11 protein-coding genes and 3 pseudogenes are annotated in these 19,181 nt (G+C 68.2%); 12 read left to right on the top strand and 2 right to left on the bottom strand.

Features of this window, described 5'->3' with window-relative positions; genetic code table 11:
- Positions 1-61: 61 nt before the first annotated feature.
- The 3 genes from yoaA to XCSCFBP4642_RS0116660 all read left to right on the top strand — a co-directional run bounded on the left by yoaA (position 62) and on the right by XCSCFBP4642_RS0116660 (position 3,922).
- Positions 62-2,053, top strand: a complete 1,992-nt coding sequence (gene yoaA / locus XCSCFBP4642_RS0116670; RefSeq protein WP_029220787.1) for a DNA repair helicase YoaA — start codon at positions 62-64, stop codon at positions 2,051-2,053.
- Between the two features lie 235 nt (positions 2,054-2,288).
- Positions 2,289-3,008, top strand: coding sequence for a tRNA (adenosine(37)-N6)-threonylcarbamoyltransferase complex dimerization subunit type 1 TsaB (gene tsaB, locus XCSCFBP4642_RS0116665; protein ID WP_029220786.1), 720 nt, complete (start codon positions 2,289-2,291; stop codon positions 3,006-3,008).
- On the top strand, positions 3,005-3,922 hold the full coding sequence (locus XCSCFBP4642_RS0116660; protein ID WP_029220785.1) for an ADP-ribosylglycohydrolase family protein: 918 nt from the start codon (positions 3,005-3,007) through the stop codon (positions 3,920-3,922). The genes tsaB and XCSCFBP4642_RS0116660 overlap by 4 nt, the downstream gene beginning before the upstream one ends.
- A gap of 341 nt (positions 3,923-4,263) precedes the next feature.
- Here XCSCFBP4642_RS0116660 and XCSCFBP4642_RS0116655 read toward each other — a convergent pair whose 3' ends face one another.
- Both XCSCFBP4642_RS0116655 and gshB read right to left on the bottom strand, forming a co-directional pair.
- Positions 4,264-5,139, bottom strand: coding sequence for an energy transducer TonB (locus XCSCFBP4642_RS0116655; protein ID WP_029220784.1), 876 nt, complete (start codon positions 5,137-5,139; stop codon positions 4,264-4,266).
- A complete protein-coding gene (gene gshB / locus XCSCFBP4642_RS0116650) occupies positions 5,136-6,086 on the bottom strand; it encodes a glutathione synthase (protein ID WP_029220783.1) in 951 nt (316 codons plus the stop codon). The genes XCSCFBP4642_RS0116655 and gshB overlap by 4 nt, the downstream gene beginning before the upstream one ends.
- A gap of 237 nt (positions 6,087-6,323) precedes the next feature.
- On the opposite strand from gshB, the gene pilG reads away from it, so the two are divergent.
- The 9 genes and pseudogenes from pilG to XCSCFBP4642_RS0116610 all read left to right on the top strand — a co-directional run.
- Complete coding sequence (gene pilG / locus XCSCFBP4642_RS0116645; protein ID WP_005913706.1) at positions 6,324-6,725, top strand: twitching motility response regulator PilG; 402 nt, start codon at positions 6,324-6,326, stop codon at positions 6,723-6,725.
- 17 nt (positions 6,726-6,742) lie between these two features.
- Positions 6,743-7,105 (top strand): response regulator, encoded by a 363-nt coding sequence (locus tag XCSCFBP4642_RS0116640; protein WP_029220782.1) that lies wholly within the window; start codon positions 6,743-6,745, stop codon positions 7,103-7,105.
- Positions 7,105-7,635, top strand: a complete 531-nt coding sequence (locus tag XCSCFBP4642_RS0116635; protein ID WP_003482487.1) for a chemotaxis protein CheW — start codon at positions 7,105-7,107, stop codon at positions 7,633-7,635. The genes XCSCFBP4642_RS0116640 and XCSCFBP4642_RS0116635 overlap by 1 nt, the downstream gene beginning before the upstream one ends.
- A 39-nt stretch (positions 7,636-7,674) precedes the next feature.
- On the top strand, positions 7,675-9,711 hold the full coding sequence (locus XCSCFBP4642_RS0116630) for a methyl-accepting chemotaxis protein (protein ID WP_029220781.1): 2,037 nt from the start codon (positions 7,675-7,677) through the stop codon (positions 9,709-9,711).
- Between the two features lie 113 nt (positions 9,712-9,824).
- Positions 9,825-12,734: pseudogene (locus tag XCSCFBP4642_RS30850) on the top strand (Hpt domain-containing protein); the annotation flags it as partial.
- 1,476 nt (positions 12,735-14,210) lie between these two features.
- Positions 14,211-16,868, top strand: a pseudogene (locus XCSCFBP4642_RS30845) (hybrid sensor histidine kinase/response regulator); the annotation flags it as partial.
- A gap of 7 nt (positions 16,869-16,875) precedes the next feature.
- Positions 16,876-18,048, top strand: a complete 1,173-nt coding sequence (locus tag XCSCFBP4642_RS0116620; protein WP_029220779.1) for a chemotaxis protein CheB — start codon at positions 16,876-16,878, stop codon at positions 18,046-18,048.
- 33 nt (positions 18,049-18,081) lie between these two features.
- Positions 18,082-18,561, top strand: coding sequence for a chemotaxis protein CheW (locus XCSCFBP4642_RS0116615; protein WP_029220778.1), 480 nt, complete (start codon positions 18,082-18,084; stop codon positions 18,559-18,561).
- A 332-nt stretch (positions 18,562-18,893) separates the two neighbouring features.
- Positions 18,894-19,088: pseudogene (locus tag XCSCFBP4642_RS0116610) on the top strand (GNAT family N-acetyltransferase); the annotation flags it as partial.
- Positions 19,089-19,181: the final 93 nt, after the last annotated feature.

Here is a 19,181-nt window from a genome sequence, read left to right as displayed (position 1 = left end):
GGCAGCATCACCGCGCACGCGCTAGGCTGTCGTGCTTTCCAGCCTGCATCCGTTCGATCCCATGTCCCAACTTGCCACTGCCAGCATCGAGGCGCTCAGCGAAGGCGGGGCGCTTGCGCGCCAGCTCGATGCATTTGCGCCGCGCGCCGCGCAGCTGCGCCTGACCGGCGCCATTGCCGAGGCGTTCGAGCAACGCGACGTGCTGCTCGCCGAGGCCGGTACCGGCACTGGCAAGACCTATGCGTATCTGGTGCCGGCGCTGCTATCTGGCTTGAAGACCATCGTCTCCACCGGCACGCGCGCGTTGCAGGACCAGCTGTTCCACCGCGATCTGCCGCGTGTGCGCGCCGCGCTCGGCGCGGGCCTGCGCAGCGCGCTGCTGAAGGGCCGCGCCAATTACCTATGCAAGTACCGCACTCAGCAGGCACGCGGCGAGCCGCGCCTGGCCACGCCCGAGCAGGTCACCCAGTTCCAGCGCATCGTGGCCTGGAGCGGACGGACCCAGTACGGCGACATGGCCGAGCTGGATGCCCTGCCGGACGATTCGCCGCTGCTGCCGATGGTGACCTCCACCGTCGACAACTGCCTGGGCACCGAATGCCCGTTCTACAGCGAGTGCTTCGTGGTGCAGGCACGCCAGCGTGCGCAGGCCGCCGACCTGGTGGTGGTCAATCACCATCTGTTGCTGGCCGATCTGGCGCTCAAGCAAGAAGGCTTCGGCGAGATCCTGCCGGGCGCGCAGGCATTCGTCATCGACGAAGCGCATCAGTTGCCGGAGCTGGCGGCCAACTTCTTCGGCGAAAGTTTCGGCATGCGCCCTTGGCAGGAACTGGCGCGCGACTGCATGGTGGAAGCGCGCCTGGTCGCCGGCGCGCAGGCCAGCCTGCAGGCGCCGATCCTGGCGCTGGACGACGCGCTGCGCAGCCTGCGTGCCGGCATGGAAGGACTGCCGCTGCGTGGCACGCAGTGGCGCGCATTGGCCAGGCCGCAAGTGCGCGAAGGCTTCGATGCGGTGCTGTCGGCGTTGGCGCGGCTGGGCGAGGCCTTGCTGCCGTTGCGCGAGGCCTCGCCGGGGTTCGATGGCTGCACCGCGCGTGCGCAGGAAGCCCTGAATCGGCTGTCGCGCTGGCTGGGCGAAGACCTGCCGGTGGCGGATTTTGCGCAGGATCCGCCGGAAGAGGTGGTCGACAACGACGTGCTCTGGTACGAACTGAGCCCGCGCGGATTCCGCTGCCAGCGCACGCCGCTGGATGTGTCCGGGCCGTTGCGCGAGCACCGCGAAAAGTCGCAGGCGGCCTGGGTGTTCACCTCCGCCACGCTGGCGGTGGGCGGCGAGTTCGATCACATTGCGCTGCGGCTGGGCTTGAGCGACCCGGTGACCTTGCTGCAGCCCAGCCCGTTCGACTGGGCACGTCAGGCGCTGTGCTATCTGCCGCCGAACCTGCCCGACCCGGCCGCGCGCGGCTTCGGCACCGCCTTGATCGCAGCGCTGACGCCGGTGCTGGAGGCCTCCAATGGCCGCGCATTCCTGCTGTTCGCCTCGCACCGCGCGCTGCGCGAGGCCGCCGACGCGCTGCGCGGTGCGCCGTGGCCGTTGTTCGTGCAGGGCGAGGCGCCGCGCGCGACCCTGCTGCAGCGCTTTCGCGATTCCGGCAATGGCGTGCTGCTGGGGTCTGCCAGTTTCCGCGAGGGCGTGGACGTGGTCGGCGACGCGCTGAGCGTGGTGGTGATCGACAAGTTGCCGTTCGCCGCGCCCGACGACCCGGTATTCGAAGCGCGGCTGGATGCGATCCGCCGCGAGGGCGGCAACCCGTTCCGCGACGAGCAGTTGCCGCAGGCCGTGATCGCACTGAAGCAGGGCGTGGGCCGGCTGATCCGCAGCGAAACCGATCGTGGCGTGCTGGTGCTGTGCGATCCGCGGCTGATCACCAAGAGCTACGGGCGCACCTTCATGAAGTCGCTTCCGCCGTTTGCGCGCACGCGGGAGCTTGCCGACGTACAGGCGTTTTTTGAGGAGCCGGGACTGGGGGCCGGGGAGTCGGAACCCGGGTAAGCGCAGAGCGAAGTTCTCATGGCGGTCGCGTATCGCGCTCCTGTGCAACAGCAACGGCAACGGCGCAGATGGCACATCCCGGATACTGCCTCGGCCCCTCGAATTGCTCAGTTGAACTGCGTCTTTCCGGGTCTCCGGTCCCGTCTATTTGCCGTCTCGGCCTCTCGAATCGATCCGTTAAACTTTGCGCCTTCCCGGGTCCCCAGTCCCGGGTCCCCGGTCCCGGCTCTCTCCCATGAATATCCTCGCCTTCGAAACCTCCACCGAAGCCTGTTCCGTTGCACTGCACGTGGATGGGCGCGTGATCGAGCGCTTCGAACTGGCGCCGCGTCGGCACGCCGAACTGGCCTTGCCCTGGGCCGACGCGCTGTTGGCCGACGCCGGCATCACCCGGCGTCAGCTCGATGCGATCGCGGTCGGCTGCGGGCCTGGGGCCTTCACCGGCGTGCGGCTGGCGATCGGTATTGCGCAGGGCATCGCGCTGGCCCTGGATCTGCCGGTGCTGGCGATCTCCACGCTGCAGGTACTGGCCTTGCGTGCGCCGGCCGAGGCGAGGCAGGTGCTGGCCTGCATCGATGCGCGCATGGGCGAGGTCTATGCCGGTGTGTTCGCGCGCAACGAGCAAGGGCTGCTGGAACTTGCCCCGGAGCGCGTGTGCACGCCCAATGCGGTGGTCGTGCCCGAGACGGCGCAGCGCGTGGCCGGGGTGGGAACCGGATTTGCGGCCGCCGACGGACTGCTGCAGCAGCGCCTTGCCGCGCAGCTGAGCAGCGTCGATGCCGGCGCCTTGCCGCATGCCGCCGACCTGCTCACCCTCGCCGTGCCCGCGCTGCAGCGGGGCGAAGGGCTGGCGCCGGAGCGCGTGGAACCGGCGTACTTGCGCGACAACGTCGCGCTGACGCTGGTCGAGCAACAGGCCGCACGCGCAGCGAAGGCGGCCGCCGCCGCGCCATGACACACGGCGATCCGGAACGCGCGCGGTTTCGCGGCTGCCTGCTCGGCCTGGCGGTCGGCGATGCGCTGGGCACCACGCTGGAATTCCAGGTGCCCGGCAGCTTCACGCCGATCGACGACATGCACGGCGGTGGTCCGTTCGCCCTGCGTGCAGGGCAGTGGACCGACGGCACCTCGATGGCGCTGTGCCTGGCGCACAGCCTGCTGCACCGGCAAGGCTTCGACCCGTTCGACCAGATGAATCGCTATTGCAACTGGTATCAGCACGGCTACCTCAGCAGCACCGGCGGCTGTTTCGATATCGGCAACACCGTGCGCCAGGCGCTGGAGCGCTATCTCGATGGCGGCCCCGCCTTCAGCGGCAGCGCCGATCCGCGCGCGGCCAGCAACGGCTCGCTGATGCGGTTGGCGCCGGTGGCGATGTATTACGCGCATCGCCCCGACGAGCTGGGCGACCGCGCCGCCGACAGCTCGCGCACCACCCATGCCGCCGCCGAAGCGCTGGACGCCTGCCGGTTGTTCGCGGCCCAGGTGCGGGCGGCTCTGCTCGGTGCAACGCGCGCGCAGGTGCTGCGCACGTTTTGCGAAGGAATGGTCTCCCCGGCAGTGCGCGCCCTGGCCGCGCGCGACCATGCAGCGGTGCCGGCAGCGCAGATTCGCGGCACCGGCTACGTGGTCGACGCGCTGTCGGCTGCACTGTGGTGCTTCGCCACCACCGAAACATTCGCCGATGCGGTGTTGCGCGCGGCCAACCTGGGCGACGACGCCGACACCACCGCGGCGATCTGCGGCCAGCTCGCTGGCGCGTTCTACGGCGTCGAGGGCATTCCCGTCGCCTGGCGCGAACGCGTGCAGGACGCCGCCGAGATCATGGCGGTGGCCGACCGGTTGCATGCCGCGGCGCAGGTGGCCTGAGACACCGGCCACCGCGGATGTGTCGCGCCATCTGCTGCACGCGGCAGGTGACGCGCGGCCATGCCGTCGCGCGGTCTACGTGGGTGTGCCAGCCGATCGCAAGACGTCATTGCCGGCCTGCTGCATGTGTGTGCAGCTATGGCAAGTTGCTGTCACGCGGGCATACAAGGCGGTAGCCAAGCCACGCAGGATTGCCCGCCTGGCGTCCACGCTCGGGCCGGCGGCATCACGGTGCGAGGAGCGTGCGCCGCAGCGCCGTTGATCCTGCGCTTCTGTCTTCTTTCAGGCCGGTGCCGCTCGGCTGTGGTGCCTTGCATCGGGCGGTGAACGCCCGCGGGGGCTCAGCGGTCGTCGTGCAACTGGCCATCGGGCAGGAACAGCCAGGTGCGCGTGACCTCAAGGATGTCCACGTCGTCCTTGGTCCTGGGCAGGGGCGGGAACGGCTGTGCCAGCTGCACCACCCGCAACGCGGCAGCGTCCAGCGTCGGGACCCCGCTGGAGACCAGCACGCGGCTGCTTTCCACGCTGCCGTCGCGGCGCACGCCCACGCTGATGACCACCTTGCCGCCCAGCCGGCGGCGGCGTGCGTCGTCCGGATAATTCAGGTTGCCCACGCGCTCGGCGCGGTCCACCCAGGCGCGCAGGTAGTTGGCGTAGGCGTATTCGCGGGTGCTGGCGGAGACGAACTTGCGGTTCGGGCGCTTGGCGTACTGTTCCGAGCGCAGGTGGACCTCGGCCGCCAGCCGGGCCATCTCCGCATCGCGCTGGATGCGTTGCGCATCGGCCGGGGTGAGCGGGTCGGTCTGCGGGTTCGGTTGCGGCATCGGCATGCGCTGCTCGCCGCGACGGCTGCTCACCACCCGGGTCTGGGTGGGGGCCGGGGCCTGCACGCTGGTGGCGCGCTGCGCCTGCGGCGCCAGGCCGGTGCGGTCCTGTGGCACCACGCCGGGCTGGCTGTCGCGCGGGCGCTGGGCGGTGTCGTGGTTGCCGCCGCCCTGCTGGTTGGCCTGGGCCAGGAAGTCGGCCTGCTTGGGCGTCAGCGGGGTGCTGGTCTGGCTGAAGATCACGTCCAGGGTCGGGACCAGCGGCGCATCCTCGCTGACCGCAAAGCCCACGCCCAGGATCAGCGCACCGTGCAGCAACAGCGAGATCACCAGCGTGGTGGTCAGCCGCCGGCGTTCGTCCATCGGTGCCGGCAGGGCCGCGGCCGTGCTCATTGCGCGGCGCCGCCCTCGATCGCATCGAACAGCAGCCCGGCGATGTTCAGGCCGAACTGCGCATCCAGCTCGCGCACGCAGGTCGGGCTGGTGACGTTGACCTCGGTCAGGTAGTCGCCGATCACGTCCAGGCCGACGAAGCGCATGCCGCGCCGGCGCATTTCCGGGCCCACCTGCGCGGCGATCCAGCGGTCGCGCTCGGACAGCGGGCGGCCTTCGCCGCGGCCGCCGGCGGCCAGGTTGCCGCGGAATTCGTCGCCCTGCGGGATGCGCGCCAGGCAATAGTCCACCGGCTCGCCGTCCACCAGCAGGATGCGCTTGTCGCCGGCGGTGATGTCGGGGATGAAGCGCTGCGCCAGGGTCAGCGTGCGGTTGCCGTCGGTCAGCGTTTCCAGGATCACGTTCAGATTGGGGTCGCCGGTGCCGCTGCGGAAGATCGAGCGCCCGCCCATGCCGTCCAGCGGCTTGAGCACCGCCTGGCCATGCTCCAGCACGAACGCCTTGAGCGAGGCAGCGTCGCGGCTGACCAGGGTGGGCGGGCAGCACTGCGGAAACAGCAGCGCGGCCAGCTTCTCGTTGTAGTCGCGCAGGCCCTGCGGGTCGTTGACGATCTGCGCGCCGGCGCGCTGCGCCACGCTCAGCACCTGGGTGTCGTAGATGAACTCCGCGTCCACCGGCGGGTCCTTGCGCATCAGCACCACCTGGCCGGGTCCGAACGCCAGTTCGGCGAACTCGCCCAGCGTGAACCAGCTGGTCTTGTCCTCGCGCACGCTCAGCGGCGCGACCTGCGCCATCGCGCGGCCTTCGCGCAGGCTCAGCCCGCCCGGGCGCACGTAATGCAGGCGGTGGTCACGGCGCTGGGCTTCCAGCAGCATGGCGAAGGTGGTGTCTTTGGCGATCTTGATGGAGGCGATGGGATCCATCACCACAACGACGTCGAGCGACATGGGGCTAAACCTTTCGAACAGGCTGCCGATGGTAACTTCAAGCGGCGGGCGATGGCGCGCCCGGCCGGTTGCGCATGCGCGACTTGCCGGCCGAAACGCACCCGGACGCGGTCGGAACGTCCGCCTGGCGGGGCCCCGGCAACGCGCCCTTGACAGTCGATGCGGGTCTTGGGATATACATGCAGTTTCGTAGCGACGTCGGAAGGGATGAAGCGTTGCGCGCCCGGGGATATTTGCATGAGTGAAAACATTGCTGCGGGTGGGGAACTCGCAGGACTGAAGGTGATGGTGATCGATGATTCGAAAACCATTCGCCGCACCGCCGAAACGCTGCTGAAGCGCGAAGGGTGTGAAGTAGTGACAGCGACGGATGGTTTCGAGGCACTGGCCAAAATTGCGGACCAGCAACCTCAGATCATCTTTGTGGACATCATGATGCCGCGTCTGGATGGGTACCAGACCTGCGCGTTGATCAAGGGCAACCAGCTCTTCAAGTCGACGCCGGTGATCATGTTGTCGTCCAAGGATGGCCTGTTCGACAAGGCACGCGGCCGCATCGTCGGCTCCGAGCAATATCTGACCAAGCCATTCACACGTGAAGAACTACTGAGCGCGATCCGCACGTACGTCCACGCCTGACCAGGGGGAAAGGCAACATGGCTCGAATTATATTGATCGAGGACTCGCCCACCGATCGGGCAGTCTTCAGTCAATGGCTGGAAAAAGCTGGCCATACGGTCGTCGCCACCGACAACGCCGAAGAGGGACTTGAGCTGGTTCGCAGCCAGGCGCCCGATCTGGTGCTGATGGATGTGGTGCTGCCCGGCATGAGCGGCTTCCAGGCAACGCGTGCACTCGCACGCGACCAGGCCACCAAGGACATCCCGGTGCTGCTGGTCAGCACCAAGGGCATGGAAACCGACAAGGCCTGGGGTTTGCGACAAGGTGCCAGCGATTACATCGTCAAGCCGCCGCGCGAAGACGATCTGATTGCACGCATCAAACAACTGGTGCGTTGATGCGCTCTCCATTCGACATTCTCGAAGACTACGAGCGTCGTAGTCTTGCGCACGCCACGCCGCTGCCGGAACGCCAGTTCTCCGCAGACATCTGGCGTGGCGTCGGCTATCGCGTCGGTACCCGGCGACTGGTCTCGGACTTCCGCGAAGTGGCGGAAATCGTGCCGATGCCGCCGGTGACGCCGGTGCCGGGCGCCCAACCCTGGTTGCTGGGCGTGGGCAACCTGCGCGGCAACCTGTTCCCGGTGATCGATCTGAAGCAGTTCCTGGAGGGCCGGCGCACGGTGCTGCAGGAAGGCCAGCGGGTGCTGATCATGCGCCAGAGCGGCGGCGACGTTGCGCTGACCATCGACGAGCTCTACGGCCAGCGCAGCTTCGAACAGGTGCAGGCGGTCGAGCCTGGCGAGCTGGCCCAGGGCCGCTACGCACACTTCATCGACCGTGCCTTCCGCAACGAGACGCAGGACTGGGGCGTGTTCTCCCTGGCGTTGCTGTCGCGCACTCCTGAATTCCGGCAGGCCGCGGCCTAAGCCGCGACCCCGCCACGTCATACAGATCGAGGTCGAACCATGAGTACCGCCCCGGACGCCCGCAAGACCAACAAGCTCGGCAGCGTCAGCACCAGCTTCTGGCTTGGTTTGCTGGTGTTGTCGATGATCGTGTTCGGCGCCAATACCGGCGTCGCGACCTGGCAGGGCAGTCGCCTGGCCGGTGCCGGCACCGGCGCGGCTGACCTGCAGGTGCTGTCGCAGCAGCTGGCCAACCAGGGCCGCGAAGCGGTGTCCGGTGACGCCAAGGCCTTTGCCGCGTTCAAGGAGACCAAGGCCCGCATCGACAGCACGGTGAGCGAACTCGATGGCCGTTACGGCCAGGAAGGCTCGGTGGCCAGCGCGATGGCCCAGCTCAAGGCCACCTGGGTGCCGCTGAGCAAGAACGCCGACCAGGTCATCGCCAGCGAACCGGCAGTGCTCGGCCTTTCCGGCAACGCCGAACGCTTCTCCGGCAGCGTGCCGCAGCTGCAGGCGCAGTTGAACGAAGTGGTGCGCGCGATGACGGTCAGCGGCGCGCCCGCGGCGCAGATCTACAACACCCTGCAGCAGGTCGTGGTGGCCGGCACCATGGCGCGCCGGGTGACCGAAATGCGCGCCGGCGGCGCCAATGCGGCGGCCTCGGGCGACGCGCTGGCACGCGACTCGGTGGTGTTCACCCAGATGCTGGAAGGCCTGCGCGCAGGCAACGAAGAACTCGGCATCGCCGCGGTGCGCAATCCGGCTGCCCTGGCGGCGCTGGAACAGTCGCAGACGCAGTGGGCGACGATGAAGAAGGACGTTGACGCCATCCTCGCCAGCTCGCGCAACCTGTTCGCGGCGCAGTCCTCGGCCGCGGCGCTGACCGCCGGCTCGGGCAAGATGCTCGACGACAGCAAGAAGCTGTTCGACGCGTTCTCCGCATTCGGTTCGGTACGCGACACCCGCCTGTTTCCCAACTTCTGGCTGGGCGTGGTGTCCGGCCTGGTCGCCTTGCTGGCCATCATCGGCTTCGTCTGGAGCTCGGTGCGGGTCCGGTCTCGCGAGCAGGACGTGCGCTACCAGGCACAGGTGGAATTCAACAGCCGCAACCAGCAGGCGATCATGCGGTTGCTGGACGAAATCAGCTCGCTCGGTGAGGGCGACCTGACCGTCAAGGCTTCGGTGACCGAGGACATGACCGGCGCGATTGCAGACGCGATCAACTACGCCGTGGACGAACTGCGCCACCTGGTGACCACCATCAACGACACCTCGGCCAAGGTGGCCGTGTCGACCCAGGAAACCCAGGCCACGGCGATGCAGCTGGCCGAAGCCGCCGGCCAGCAGGCCAACCAGATCACCACCGCGTCCGAGCGCATCAGCGAAATCGCTGCCAGCATCGAACAGGTGTCGCGCAACTCCACCGAGTCGGCCGAAGTGGCGCAGCGCTCGGTGGTCATCGCCGCCGAGGGTGCCGGCGTGGTGCGCGAAACGATTCAGGGCATGGACCAGATTCGCGACCAGATCCAGGAAACCTCCAAGCGCATCAAGCGGCTGGGCGAATCCTCGCAGGAGATCGGCTCGATCGTGGAACTGATCAACGACATTTCCGAGCAGACCAACATCCTGGCGCTCAACGCCGCGGTGCAGGCTGCCTCGGCGGGCGAGGCAGGTCGTGGTTTCGCGGTCGTGGCCGACGAAGTGCAGCGCCTGGCAGAACGCACCTCCAGTGCGACCCGACGCATCGAAGGCCTGGTGCAGACCATTCAGGCCGATACCAACGAAGCGGTCAGCTCGATGGAGCAGACTACCTCCGAAGTGGTATCCGGTGCGCGCCTGGCCGAAGACGCCGGTACCGCGCTGACCGAAATCGAGCGCGTGTCCAACGCCTTGAACAACCTGATCAAGAACATCTCCATCGCCGCGCACCAGCAGTCGGCCGCAGCGACGGATATCACACAGACCATGGGCGTGATCCGTCAGATCACCAGCCAGACATCGCAGGGTGCGGAGCAGACGGCCGAGTCGATCGGCAACCTGGCTCAGCTCGCTGCCGATCTGCGCCGTTCGGTCGCCGACTTCAAGCTGCCGGCGTGACCACGACGCGGAACGGGAAGGGATCAGCAGATGGCGCGTAGTCGCATTACGTCGAAGCAGGAAGTGACCGGTGGCCGCGCAAGCGGTGTGCCGGCCGTAGTCAGGGGGCTGCAATGAGTGCGCTTCGCGATGCGATGAGCCACGCCGCGCTTGGCTGGGTCAAGCCGGAGCTGGACGAGACCTTGCGCCAGGCGCGCAACGAGATCGAGTACTTCGCCGAAGAACCGTCCGACACCAGTCGGATGCGTTTCTGCGCCGGCTACCTGCACCAGGTGCAGGGCACCTTGCGCATGGTCGAGCTGTACGCGCCGGCAATGGTCGCCGAGGAGCTGGAACTGCTGGCCCAGGCCGTGCAGGCCGGCGAGGTGGCCGACCGCGACGAAGCCTGCGCCATGCTGATGCGCGGCACCGTGCTGCTGCCCGATTATCTGGAGCGCCTGCAGAACGGCCATCGCGACATTCCGATCGTGCTGCTGCCGCTGCTCAACGAGATTCGCGCCACGCGTGGCCAGCCGGGCCTGAATGAAAGCGTGTTGTTCGCGTTCGATCCGCAGGCCGGTGTCGCCACCGAAGCCGAGCTGGATCACGCCCGCGGCAGCCTGAGCGGGCGCAATCGCGAACTGCTCGACACGGTCGGCAGCGCGGTCAAGGAAGAATTGCTGCGGGTCAAGGACGCGCTGGATCTGCATCTTCGCACCGGCGGCGAGATCGCCGAGCTGCAGACCCAGGTCAACGACCTGGGCAGCGTGGCCGACACCCTGGGCATGATGGGCCTGGGCGTGGCACGCAATGTCGTCGTGCAACAGCGCGATGCGCTGGCGCGGGTGGTCGACGGCCAGGTGCAGATGGACGAAGGCGTGCTGCTGGATATCGCCGGCGCGCTGCTGTACGTGGATGCCTCGCTGGATGACCAGGTCGCCAGTCTTGGCGCCGACATCGGCGATGGCAACGAAGCCAGCAACAGCGCCACCTCGTCGGAGGTGCGCCGCACCGTGGACGTGCTGGCGCAGGAGGCGATCGCCAATTTCGGCGCGGCGCGCGAACACTTCGTCGCCTTCATCGAAACCAATTGGGACCACGCCCGTCTGGCCGACGTGCCGCATCTGCTCGGCGAAGTCGGCGGTGCCTTGCGCATCCTCGAACTGCCGCAGGCGGCCGATTATCTGGAAGGCGTGCGCCGGTATGTCGACCTGGAATTGATCGGCAAGCAACGCGTGCCCAGTGGCCGCCAGCTGGACACCCTGGCCGATGCGATGGCCAGCCTGGAGTACTACCTGGAAGCCCTGCGCGAGCGCCGTCCCGGCCGCGAGGAGATCCTGGACATCACCCGCAACAGCCTGGAAACGCTGCGTTATTGGCCGCTGCCGTCCGGGCAGCCGTCAGAATTGCCGGTGGGTACCGACCAGCCGGGCAGCGTTATCGAGCCGCAACAGGTCGCCGTTGGCGGACTGCAGCTTGCCGAAAGCCCAGATGCGGCGGCCAACGATGCCGCGCCGGCCGCAGCGCTGGAGTGGGCCAACGAGACCGTGGTGGAATCGCCGTTCGCGGCCAGTGCGGTGCACGACATCGGTGCGGCAGCGACCGACACGGTGTTTTCGTTCGACCCGGTTGCCGCCGAGGAAACCGTGTCCGGTCAGGCGCACGTGCCGTTTACGGTGGCGCCGCTGGAGCTGTCCGACGCTGGCGCGCAGGCGCCCGGCGGTTGGCAGCTGGAAACCACCGAGCAGGTGGCACCGATCGCACCTTCCGCGTTCGACCCGGTGTCGGCCGAACAGGATGGCCATCTTGCAAGCGAGGCCGCGCAGGTCAGCTACACCGTGGACCTGAGCGCCCTGGAACAGGGGCATGCCGCTGCGCCGGTGGTGGCCGATGAGGCGCCGCTGCAGATCGAACAGATCACGTTGCCGGGCGACGCCGATCAGACCGACGCGCCGCTGGATTTCATTGCCGAAAACGAAACGCGCCGTGCGCAGGTCAGCATCGAAGATGCGTTCTCGCCGCCGCCAGCTCCGCCTGCGCTGCCGCAGGAGCCGGACGGCCCGTTCGTGGATACCGTGCCCGCCGCACCGGACGCACCCGCCGAGGCCACTGCCGAGCAGGCCACTCCGCGTGTGCAGCAGGCCGTGGTCAGCGAGTTCGAGCTGGATGCGGCATCGGCAGCGTTTCTGGCCGATCTCGATGCAGCTGCCGCGCAGTTCGACACCGAGCGGCCGCAGGTCTCGCCGAGCAGTACCGATACCGCAGCCGACACCGCGCCGGTGCAGGCGCCTGCCGAACCGGTGCCGGTGGCGGCCGATGCCGGCATCTTCGGCGGCTTCGGCGACAGCGATATCGATGACGACATCCGCGAGGTGTTCCTCGAGGAATTCGACGAGGAACTGGTCAACCTGGGGCAATTGCTGCCGGTCTGGCGCGCTGCGCCGAACAGCCCGGACAACCTGCGTCCGATCCGCCGCGTCTTCCACACCCTGAAGGGCAGCGGCCGCCTGGTCGGCGCCAGCATGCTTGGCGAGTTCAGCTGGAAGATCGAGAGCATGCTCAACCGCGTGCTCGACAACTCGCGCCCGCCCAGTCCGGCGGTGGTGGCGATGGTCGAGCTGGCCTACGAGGTGCTGCCGCAATTCAACGCGGCGCTGCGCGACCAGGGCCGCATCCAGGCGGATCTGCCGGAAATCCAGGCGATTGCCGAGCGCGTGGCTGCCGGTGAAGAGGTCTATTACGTGCCTGCGGCGGCAACGCCGGTAAGCACCGAGGTGTCCGCGGTTGCGGCCGTGGCCGGCGCATCTGCCGCCAGCGGCGGAACCCCGGCATCGGTGGACAGCGTGCTGCGCGAAATCCTCGAAGCCGAAGTCGCGACCCATCTGGAAACCGTCAACGCCTGGCTGCAGGCCACCCAGGCGGCGCCGCAGTTGGCGACCGAAGAACTGTTGCGTGCCGTGCACACCATGAGTGGCGCGTTCGCAATGACCGACGTGCCGGAAATCACCCTGGTGACGACTCCGGCCGAGAGCTATGTGAAGCGTCTGCTCGCGGCATCGGCAACGCCGTCGCCCGACGGGATCGACGCGATTGCGGCCATGGCCGCGGTGATCGCCATCACGGTCACCGCATTGCGTGCCGAGGCGCCATTGATTCCGTCGTTCGCGCCGTTGAGCGAGCGCCTGCGCGCCCTGGTGGACACCCTGCCGGAAGCGCAGTGGCCGCCACAGGCGTTCCTGGAAGAGCTGGACGACGTCGACGGGGCAGGCGAACAGGCTGCTGCCGGCGACGCGACGGTCGAACTGACCGGCGTGGAAGACCTGTCGCAGTACCTGGATGCCAGCGCACTGCCGTCCGACTCCGCCTCGCCGACGCAGATGGCCGACCACACGCCCGGCACCGAGGTCTCTGCCGAGGCTCCGATTGCGGTGGACGAACTGGCCGACGCCGAGGCCGACCAGGACGTCACCTATGCGCTGCAGGCACCGGCGCCGGACGATCACGACGCACTGTCGCAGGATCAACACGCCGCGCATGCCGACACTGCGGAGATGGCAGTGGACGACACAGCAGCCGTGCAGGGCGACGCCGTGGGCGCCGACCACCACGCAGCTGCGGCGCAGGCCGACGACGCACACGACACGCTGGCCGATGAGCCGGCAGTCGACGCCGATGCCTGGGACGCCACCGAATCGCAGCCTGCCGCCGCCGCCGACGCGGCGCTGGCGCACGATGCAGCGCAGATGCCGGCCGATTCGGCTGACACGCAGGCGCATGCCGTGTCCGATGCGGATGCGTCGTTCGCTGCGCACGACGCGGCAGCGGGCGATCCGGCTGCAGACGGCACGGATACCCGCGTTTCCACGCAGGACGCCGTGGTGGTGGACGAGCTGGCCGACGCGGAAGCCGCGCTTGGTCAGACGCAGACGCTTGCCAGCGCGGACGACGCCCAGGCCGTGGCCGACGACGCAACGGTCGAGAGCATCGACGCGCTGGAAGCGGTGCACACCGATGCTCAGGTGGGCGAGGAGGCACCTGCCGCGATCGCCGAAGACTGGACGCCGGAAACCACGGCGCTGGACAGCGTGTCGACCGATCACGCCCTGCCGCTGACCGATCAAGGCGAGGCGGAATACACCACCGCACCGTCCGATGCCGATGCCGGCGCGCCGGTCCACTCCGAGGATGTCGCCGAGCAGGCAAGCGACGACGAAGCCGCACCGTCGCACGACGTCGACGCACAGCATGCTGCGCAGTCGCAGTCGCAGTCGCACGCGGACGCCGAGGCACAGGCGGAGCAGTCGCAGTTGGAGCAGCCCGCTGCCTGGGACATGCCGTCCGAGACACACGCAGAGTCCGGCGAGCACGCCGAGACGGCCGAGCACGCGGCAGTCGAGGATGCGACGCACGGCGAGCACGTTGCCGAGATCGAGGCCGAACACGCCGATGCGGCGCAGTCCGCTCAGCATGACGACGCCGTGCATGCCGATGCGGCGCTGCCCGAGCACACCATCGAATCGATGCAGGCGTTCGAAATGGCGCATGCGGCCGATCAGGTGGAACAGGCGGGCGATCCGCAATCGGACATCGCGCCCGACGTGCACGCCGAGCCGGTCGCCGAGACCGACGCGCAGCACGATGGCGAGCCTGCATCCATCGATGCGAGGGCCACGACAGACCAGGTCGAGTACATGGAGCAGGCCGAGCACGCCGATGCTGCCGAACATGACGCCTCTGCCAGCGAACATGCGGCCGAGCCGGCCGACACTGCCGCCTTCAGTGCGCCGGTGGAAGACGCCGCGCGTACCGACACCGTCAGCAATGACGTCGGTGCCGCGTTCGATGTGGGCCCGCTCAACTTCGATCAACTCGACGGCGAACTGGTCGACATCTTCGTCGAGGAAGGCCGCGACCTGCTGGACCACTGCGATGGCCTGATCGCGCGCATGCGCGAAGTGCCGGAAGACCGCGACGTCCTCAACGGACTGCAGCGCGATCTGCACACGCTCAAGGGCGGTGCGCGCATGGCCGGCATCAACGCCATCGGCGATCTCGGTCACGCGATCGAATCGCTGCTCGAAGCCGTGGCGGCCAACCGCACCGACATCGATCGCGACGACGTGCGTCTGTTCGAGCGCGGCTTTGACCGCCTGCATCAGCTGTTGACCCGCACCGGCATGCACCGCGCCGTGGCGATGCCGACCGACCTGGTGGAAGCCTTTGAAACCCGTACCCGTGGCCGCAATGCCGCACCGCCCAGCGACGCCGATATCCGCGCGATCGCCAAGGCGTCGGTGGAACCGGCGCCGCTGTCCGCCCCGGTTCCGGTGGAAGGCCAGGCCGAAGAAGACTTCCTGCCCCGCGTGCAGCAGGAGCAGGTGCGCGTGCGCGCCGATCTGCTCGATCGCCTGGTCAACCACGCCGGCGAAGTGGCGATCTACCGCTCGCGCCTGGAGCAGCAGCTGGGCGCGTTCCGTGGCGCCATGGGCGAACTGGATCGCACCAACGCCCGTCTGCGCGATCAGTTGCGACGTCTGGATCTGGAAACCGAAGCGCAGATCGTGGCGCGGTATCAGCGCGAACAGGACCAGGGCGATCGCACCTTCGATCCGCTGGAACTGGACCGCTTCTCCACCCTGCAGCAGCTCAGCCGCGCCTTGAACGAATCGGCGGCCGACTTGGGCGGTTTGCAGGGCGTGCTGGAAGATCTTTCGCGCCAGTACGACGGCCTGCTGCAACAGCAGTCGCGCGTCAGCTCCGAGCTGCAGGACGGCCTGATGCGCGCGCGCATGGTGCCGTTCGATGGCCTGGTGCCGCGGTTGCGCCGTGTGGTGCGTCAGGCGGCCAGCGACACCGGCAAGCAGGTACACCTGGTGCTGGAAGGCACCCAGGGCGAACTGGATCGCAACGTGCTCGATCGCATGGTCGCGCCGCTGGAACACATGCTGCGCAACTCGGTCGCGCATGGGCTGGAAACGCCCGAGCAACGTCGCGATGCAGGCAAGGCAGAAGAAGGCAGCATCGTGATCCGTCTGCGCCGCGAAGGCTCGGAAATCGTGCTGGAAGTGGCCGACGACGGTGCCGGGCTGGACCGGGACGCGATCCGTCGCCGTGGCGAACAGCGCGGCCTGATCGAACCGGGCCAGGAACTGAGCGAGGCCGAACTCGATGGCCTGATCTTCGCGTCCGGCTTCAGCACCTCCGAGCAGGTCAGCCAGCTGGCTGGCCGTGGCGTGGGCATGGACGTGGTGCGCAACGAGGTGCGCCAGCTCGGCGGCTCGGTGGACATCCACTCTGTGCGTGGCCAGGGCGTCACTTTCACCTTGCGCCTGCCGCAGACGCTGGCGGTCACCCAGGCGGTGTTCGTGCGGATCGGCGACACCACCTTTGCGGTGCCGGTGGCGTCGGTCAGCGGTATCGGTCGCATCTCGCGCAGCCGTTACGAATCGGGCGAGGGCGGTTACCACTACGCCGGCGAAGAGTACGTGCTGCACGACCTGGGCTCGCTGGTCGGCCAGGCCGCCGCGCGTGCCGATGGCCAGGCACAGGTGCCGTTGCTGCTGGTGCGTGCGGGCGACCTGCGCGCTGCGGTGGCGATCGATCAGGTGCTGGGCAACCGCGAAATCGTGGTCAAACCGGTCGGCCTGCAGATCGCCTCGGTGCCGGGCATCTACGGCGCCACCATCACCGGCGATGGCCGCGTGGTGGTGATCCTGGACGTGGCGCCGTTGGTACGTCGTTACCTCAGCCAGCCGGCGCGTCCGGCGCTGGACACCCCCGCCGAGGCACAGCGTCAGGTGCCGTTGGTGATGGTGGTGGACGACTCGCTGACCATGCGCAAGGTCACCAGCCGCGTGCTGGAACGCCACAACCTGGACGTCACCACCGCCCGCGACGGTGTCGAGGCACTGGAACTGCTCGAAGAGCGCGTGCCCGACCTGATGCTGCTGGACATCGAAATGCCGCGTATGGACGGCTACGAGCTGGCCACCGCGATGCGTGCCGACCCGCGCTTCAAGGCGGTGCCGATCGTGATGATCACTTCGCGCAGTGGCGAGAAGCATCGCCAGCGCGCCTTCGAGATTGGCGTGCAGCGCTACCTGGGCAAGCCTTACCAAGAGTTGGATCTGATGCGAAACGTGTATGACCTGCTGGGGATCGCCCGTGTCCGAGACTAATGGCGCGATGGGAACTCCGGTCGCCTTGCTAGGCCGGCCCGGACAGGCGCGCGAGCGCCTGCGCGAAGCGCTTGGCCTGGCCGGCGCGCAGGTGGTGCTGGAAGACGAGCCCGCGGCGGTGGACGTGCAGATGCTGCGCGATGCCGAGCCGGTGGCGGTGCTGGTCGCGCTGGAACCGGCGATCGAAGACGCACTTGAAGCGCTGGAGCCGGCCTTCAACATGCCCGGCGTGACGGTGATCTTCGACGAGGCCGAACTCACGGTGCGCCGCGAGGGCTGGGAGGCGCAGCGCTGGGTGCGCCATCTGGCCGCCAAGCTGCATGGCCATGCCGACGTATTGCCGCCGGGCACCGAAAGCGAGCCCTCGCTGCAGCCCGAGCCCGGCCTGACGCTGGCACCGCAGCAGCATTCGGACCTGCAGCTGGACCAGCACCTGGAAGCGGCCGCGCATGCCTTCGAAAGCGTGCCGGGCGATGCCTTGTTCACCCATGCCCTCAAGCACGCCGAGACATCGGCCGGCCAGACGCTGGGCGATTCCAGCACCTGGGGCCTGGTGGATGAGGTCGCCGTGGTGGTGCGTCCGCGCACCGAACCGGATGTGGCCGCGTTGTCCACCGGCGGCTTGTCGCTGGTGGAGCTGGAGCACAACGGCGAGGTCACAGGCGCGGTGCTGGTGATGGCCGGGATCGGCGGGCCGGATGCGATCCGTCGCCTGCTGGCCGCATTGCCGCCGGAATTTCCGCGTGCCGTCCTGGTGCGCATGACGCTCGAGGGTGGCCAGTACGGCAACCTGGTGCGGCAGATGGGGCGTGTGTCCGCGCTGCCGGTGGACCTGGGCGAAGCCGGGCAGGCCGTCGCGCCGGGCAAGGTCTATGTGCTGTCCGACGAGATCGGCCTGCGGCAGCACGCCGGCGCACTGGCCTTCGTGGCGCAGAGCGATCCGGCCGGGTTGATCGCCGCATTGCCGCCGGCCGACAGCGCCGTGCTGATGCTCAGCGGTGCCAACGAAGCGTTGGTGGAGGCCTCGCTGGCGCTGGCCGAGCAGGGCGCCTGGCTGGCGGGTCAGTCCGCCGATGGCTGCTACGACCCAGCTGCGGCAGCGCGGCTGGCGCGAAAAGGTATGTTGACCGGCGACCCCGCGCAGTTGGCGCAGGCGTTGGCACAGCGTTGGCCGGCGTAAGCCGGGCGCTCCCTCTCAGATCGGAACAGTGCGATGAGCTACGCCAATAACGACGAAATCCGCGGCGTCCTGATTCAGGCGGGCAACGAGCGCGTGCTGCTGCCCAATGCGACGGTGGCCGAGGTGATGTCGCGCGTGGCGGTCGAAGCGCTGCCGGACATGCCGCGCTGGGTGGTCGGGCGCATCGACTGGTACGGCTGGAAGGTGCCGCTGTTGTCGTTCGCACGCCTCAGCGGCCTGGGCGACGAGCCCACCGCGCTCAACAACAAGGTCATCGTGCTGAAGGCGCTGGGCAGCAATCCCGCACTGCCGTACTTCGCCCTGCTGACGGCCTCGTTCCCGCAGCTGATTTCGGTGCCGCGCGACGGACTGCTGGCCGACGCGTCGGAAGACGCGCTGCCGGAAGGCGTGCACATGCGCGTGCTGCTCGGCGAGCAGAGTGCGCTGTTGCCGAACCTGGATGCCATCGAGTGGCAGGTGGCGCAGGCGCTTGCAGCGGCCGACGCCGCCTGATGGCGGCGAACCACCTTTCTGTCGATTCCTCCGTCAGGCGCTGACGGTGGTTGAAAGCGGTGCCGCCTTCATCCGGTTCGATGCCGAGCGGCTGGCGAGTGCCGGCTGCTTGATCGGGAAGCCCCGGATCACCGCTGGTCTATCGCAGTGTGGTTGCGCCATGCGCATGTGGCCGATGACGTCTTACCGTGGCGTAGCCGCCGGTTCCCGGCGCAGCGGCTACCGGTGCAACGCTCTCAGATGACCTGGCGCCGCCGAGTCTTGCATCGCCTGGCACGGCACTGCCGCCTGGGCGTTGCAGGGCGATGGCATTGCGGCAATGGAGGTGAGCGATGAGCCTGCCGGCGTTTTTGCCGCGGCGGCATGCCGACGGCGTGCTGCTGTGCGATCTAGCAAGCGTCGATCCGGCGGCGGTTGCCGAGTATCACGCGCGCAATCGTGCGCACCTGGCAGATGCGATGCCGTTGCGGCCGGATGCGTTCTACACCGCAGAAGGCTGGCGGCGGTTGTGCATCGCCTATCGCAATTGAGGGTTGGCAGGGATTCGTGTAAAACACAGCCAAAAGTGGGCTAACTTGCTGTCAGTAAAGGTTTCTTACACGAATCCCTGCCAACCCTCA

It is taken from the genome of Xanthomonas cassavae CFBP 4642 (assembly GCF_000454545.1).
Taxonomy (GTDB): Bacteria; Pseudomonadota; Gammaproteobacteria; order Xanthomonadales; family Xanthomonadaceae; genus Xanthomonas; species Xanthomonas cassavae.
Note: the sequence above shows the minus strand (reverse complement) of the source record. Positions and strands in the feature narration are given on the sequence as shown.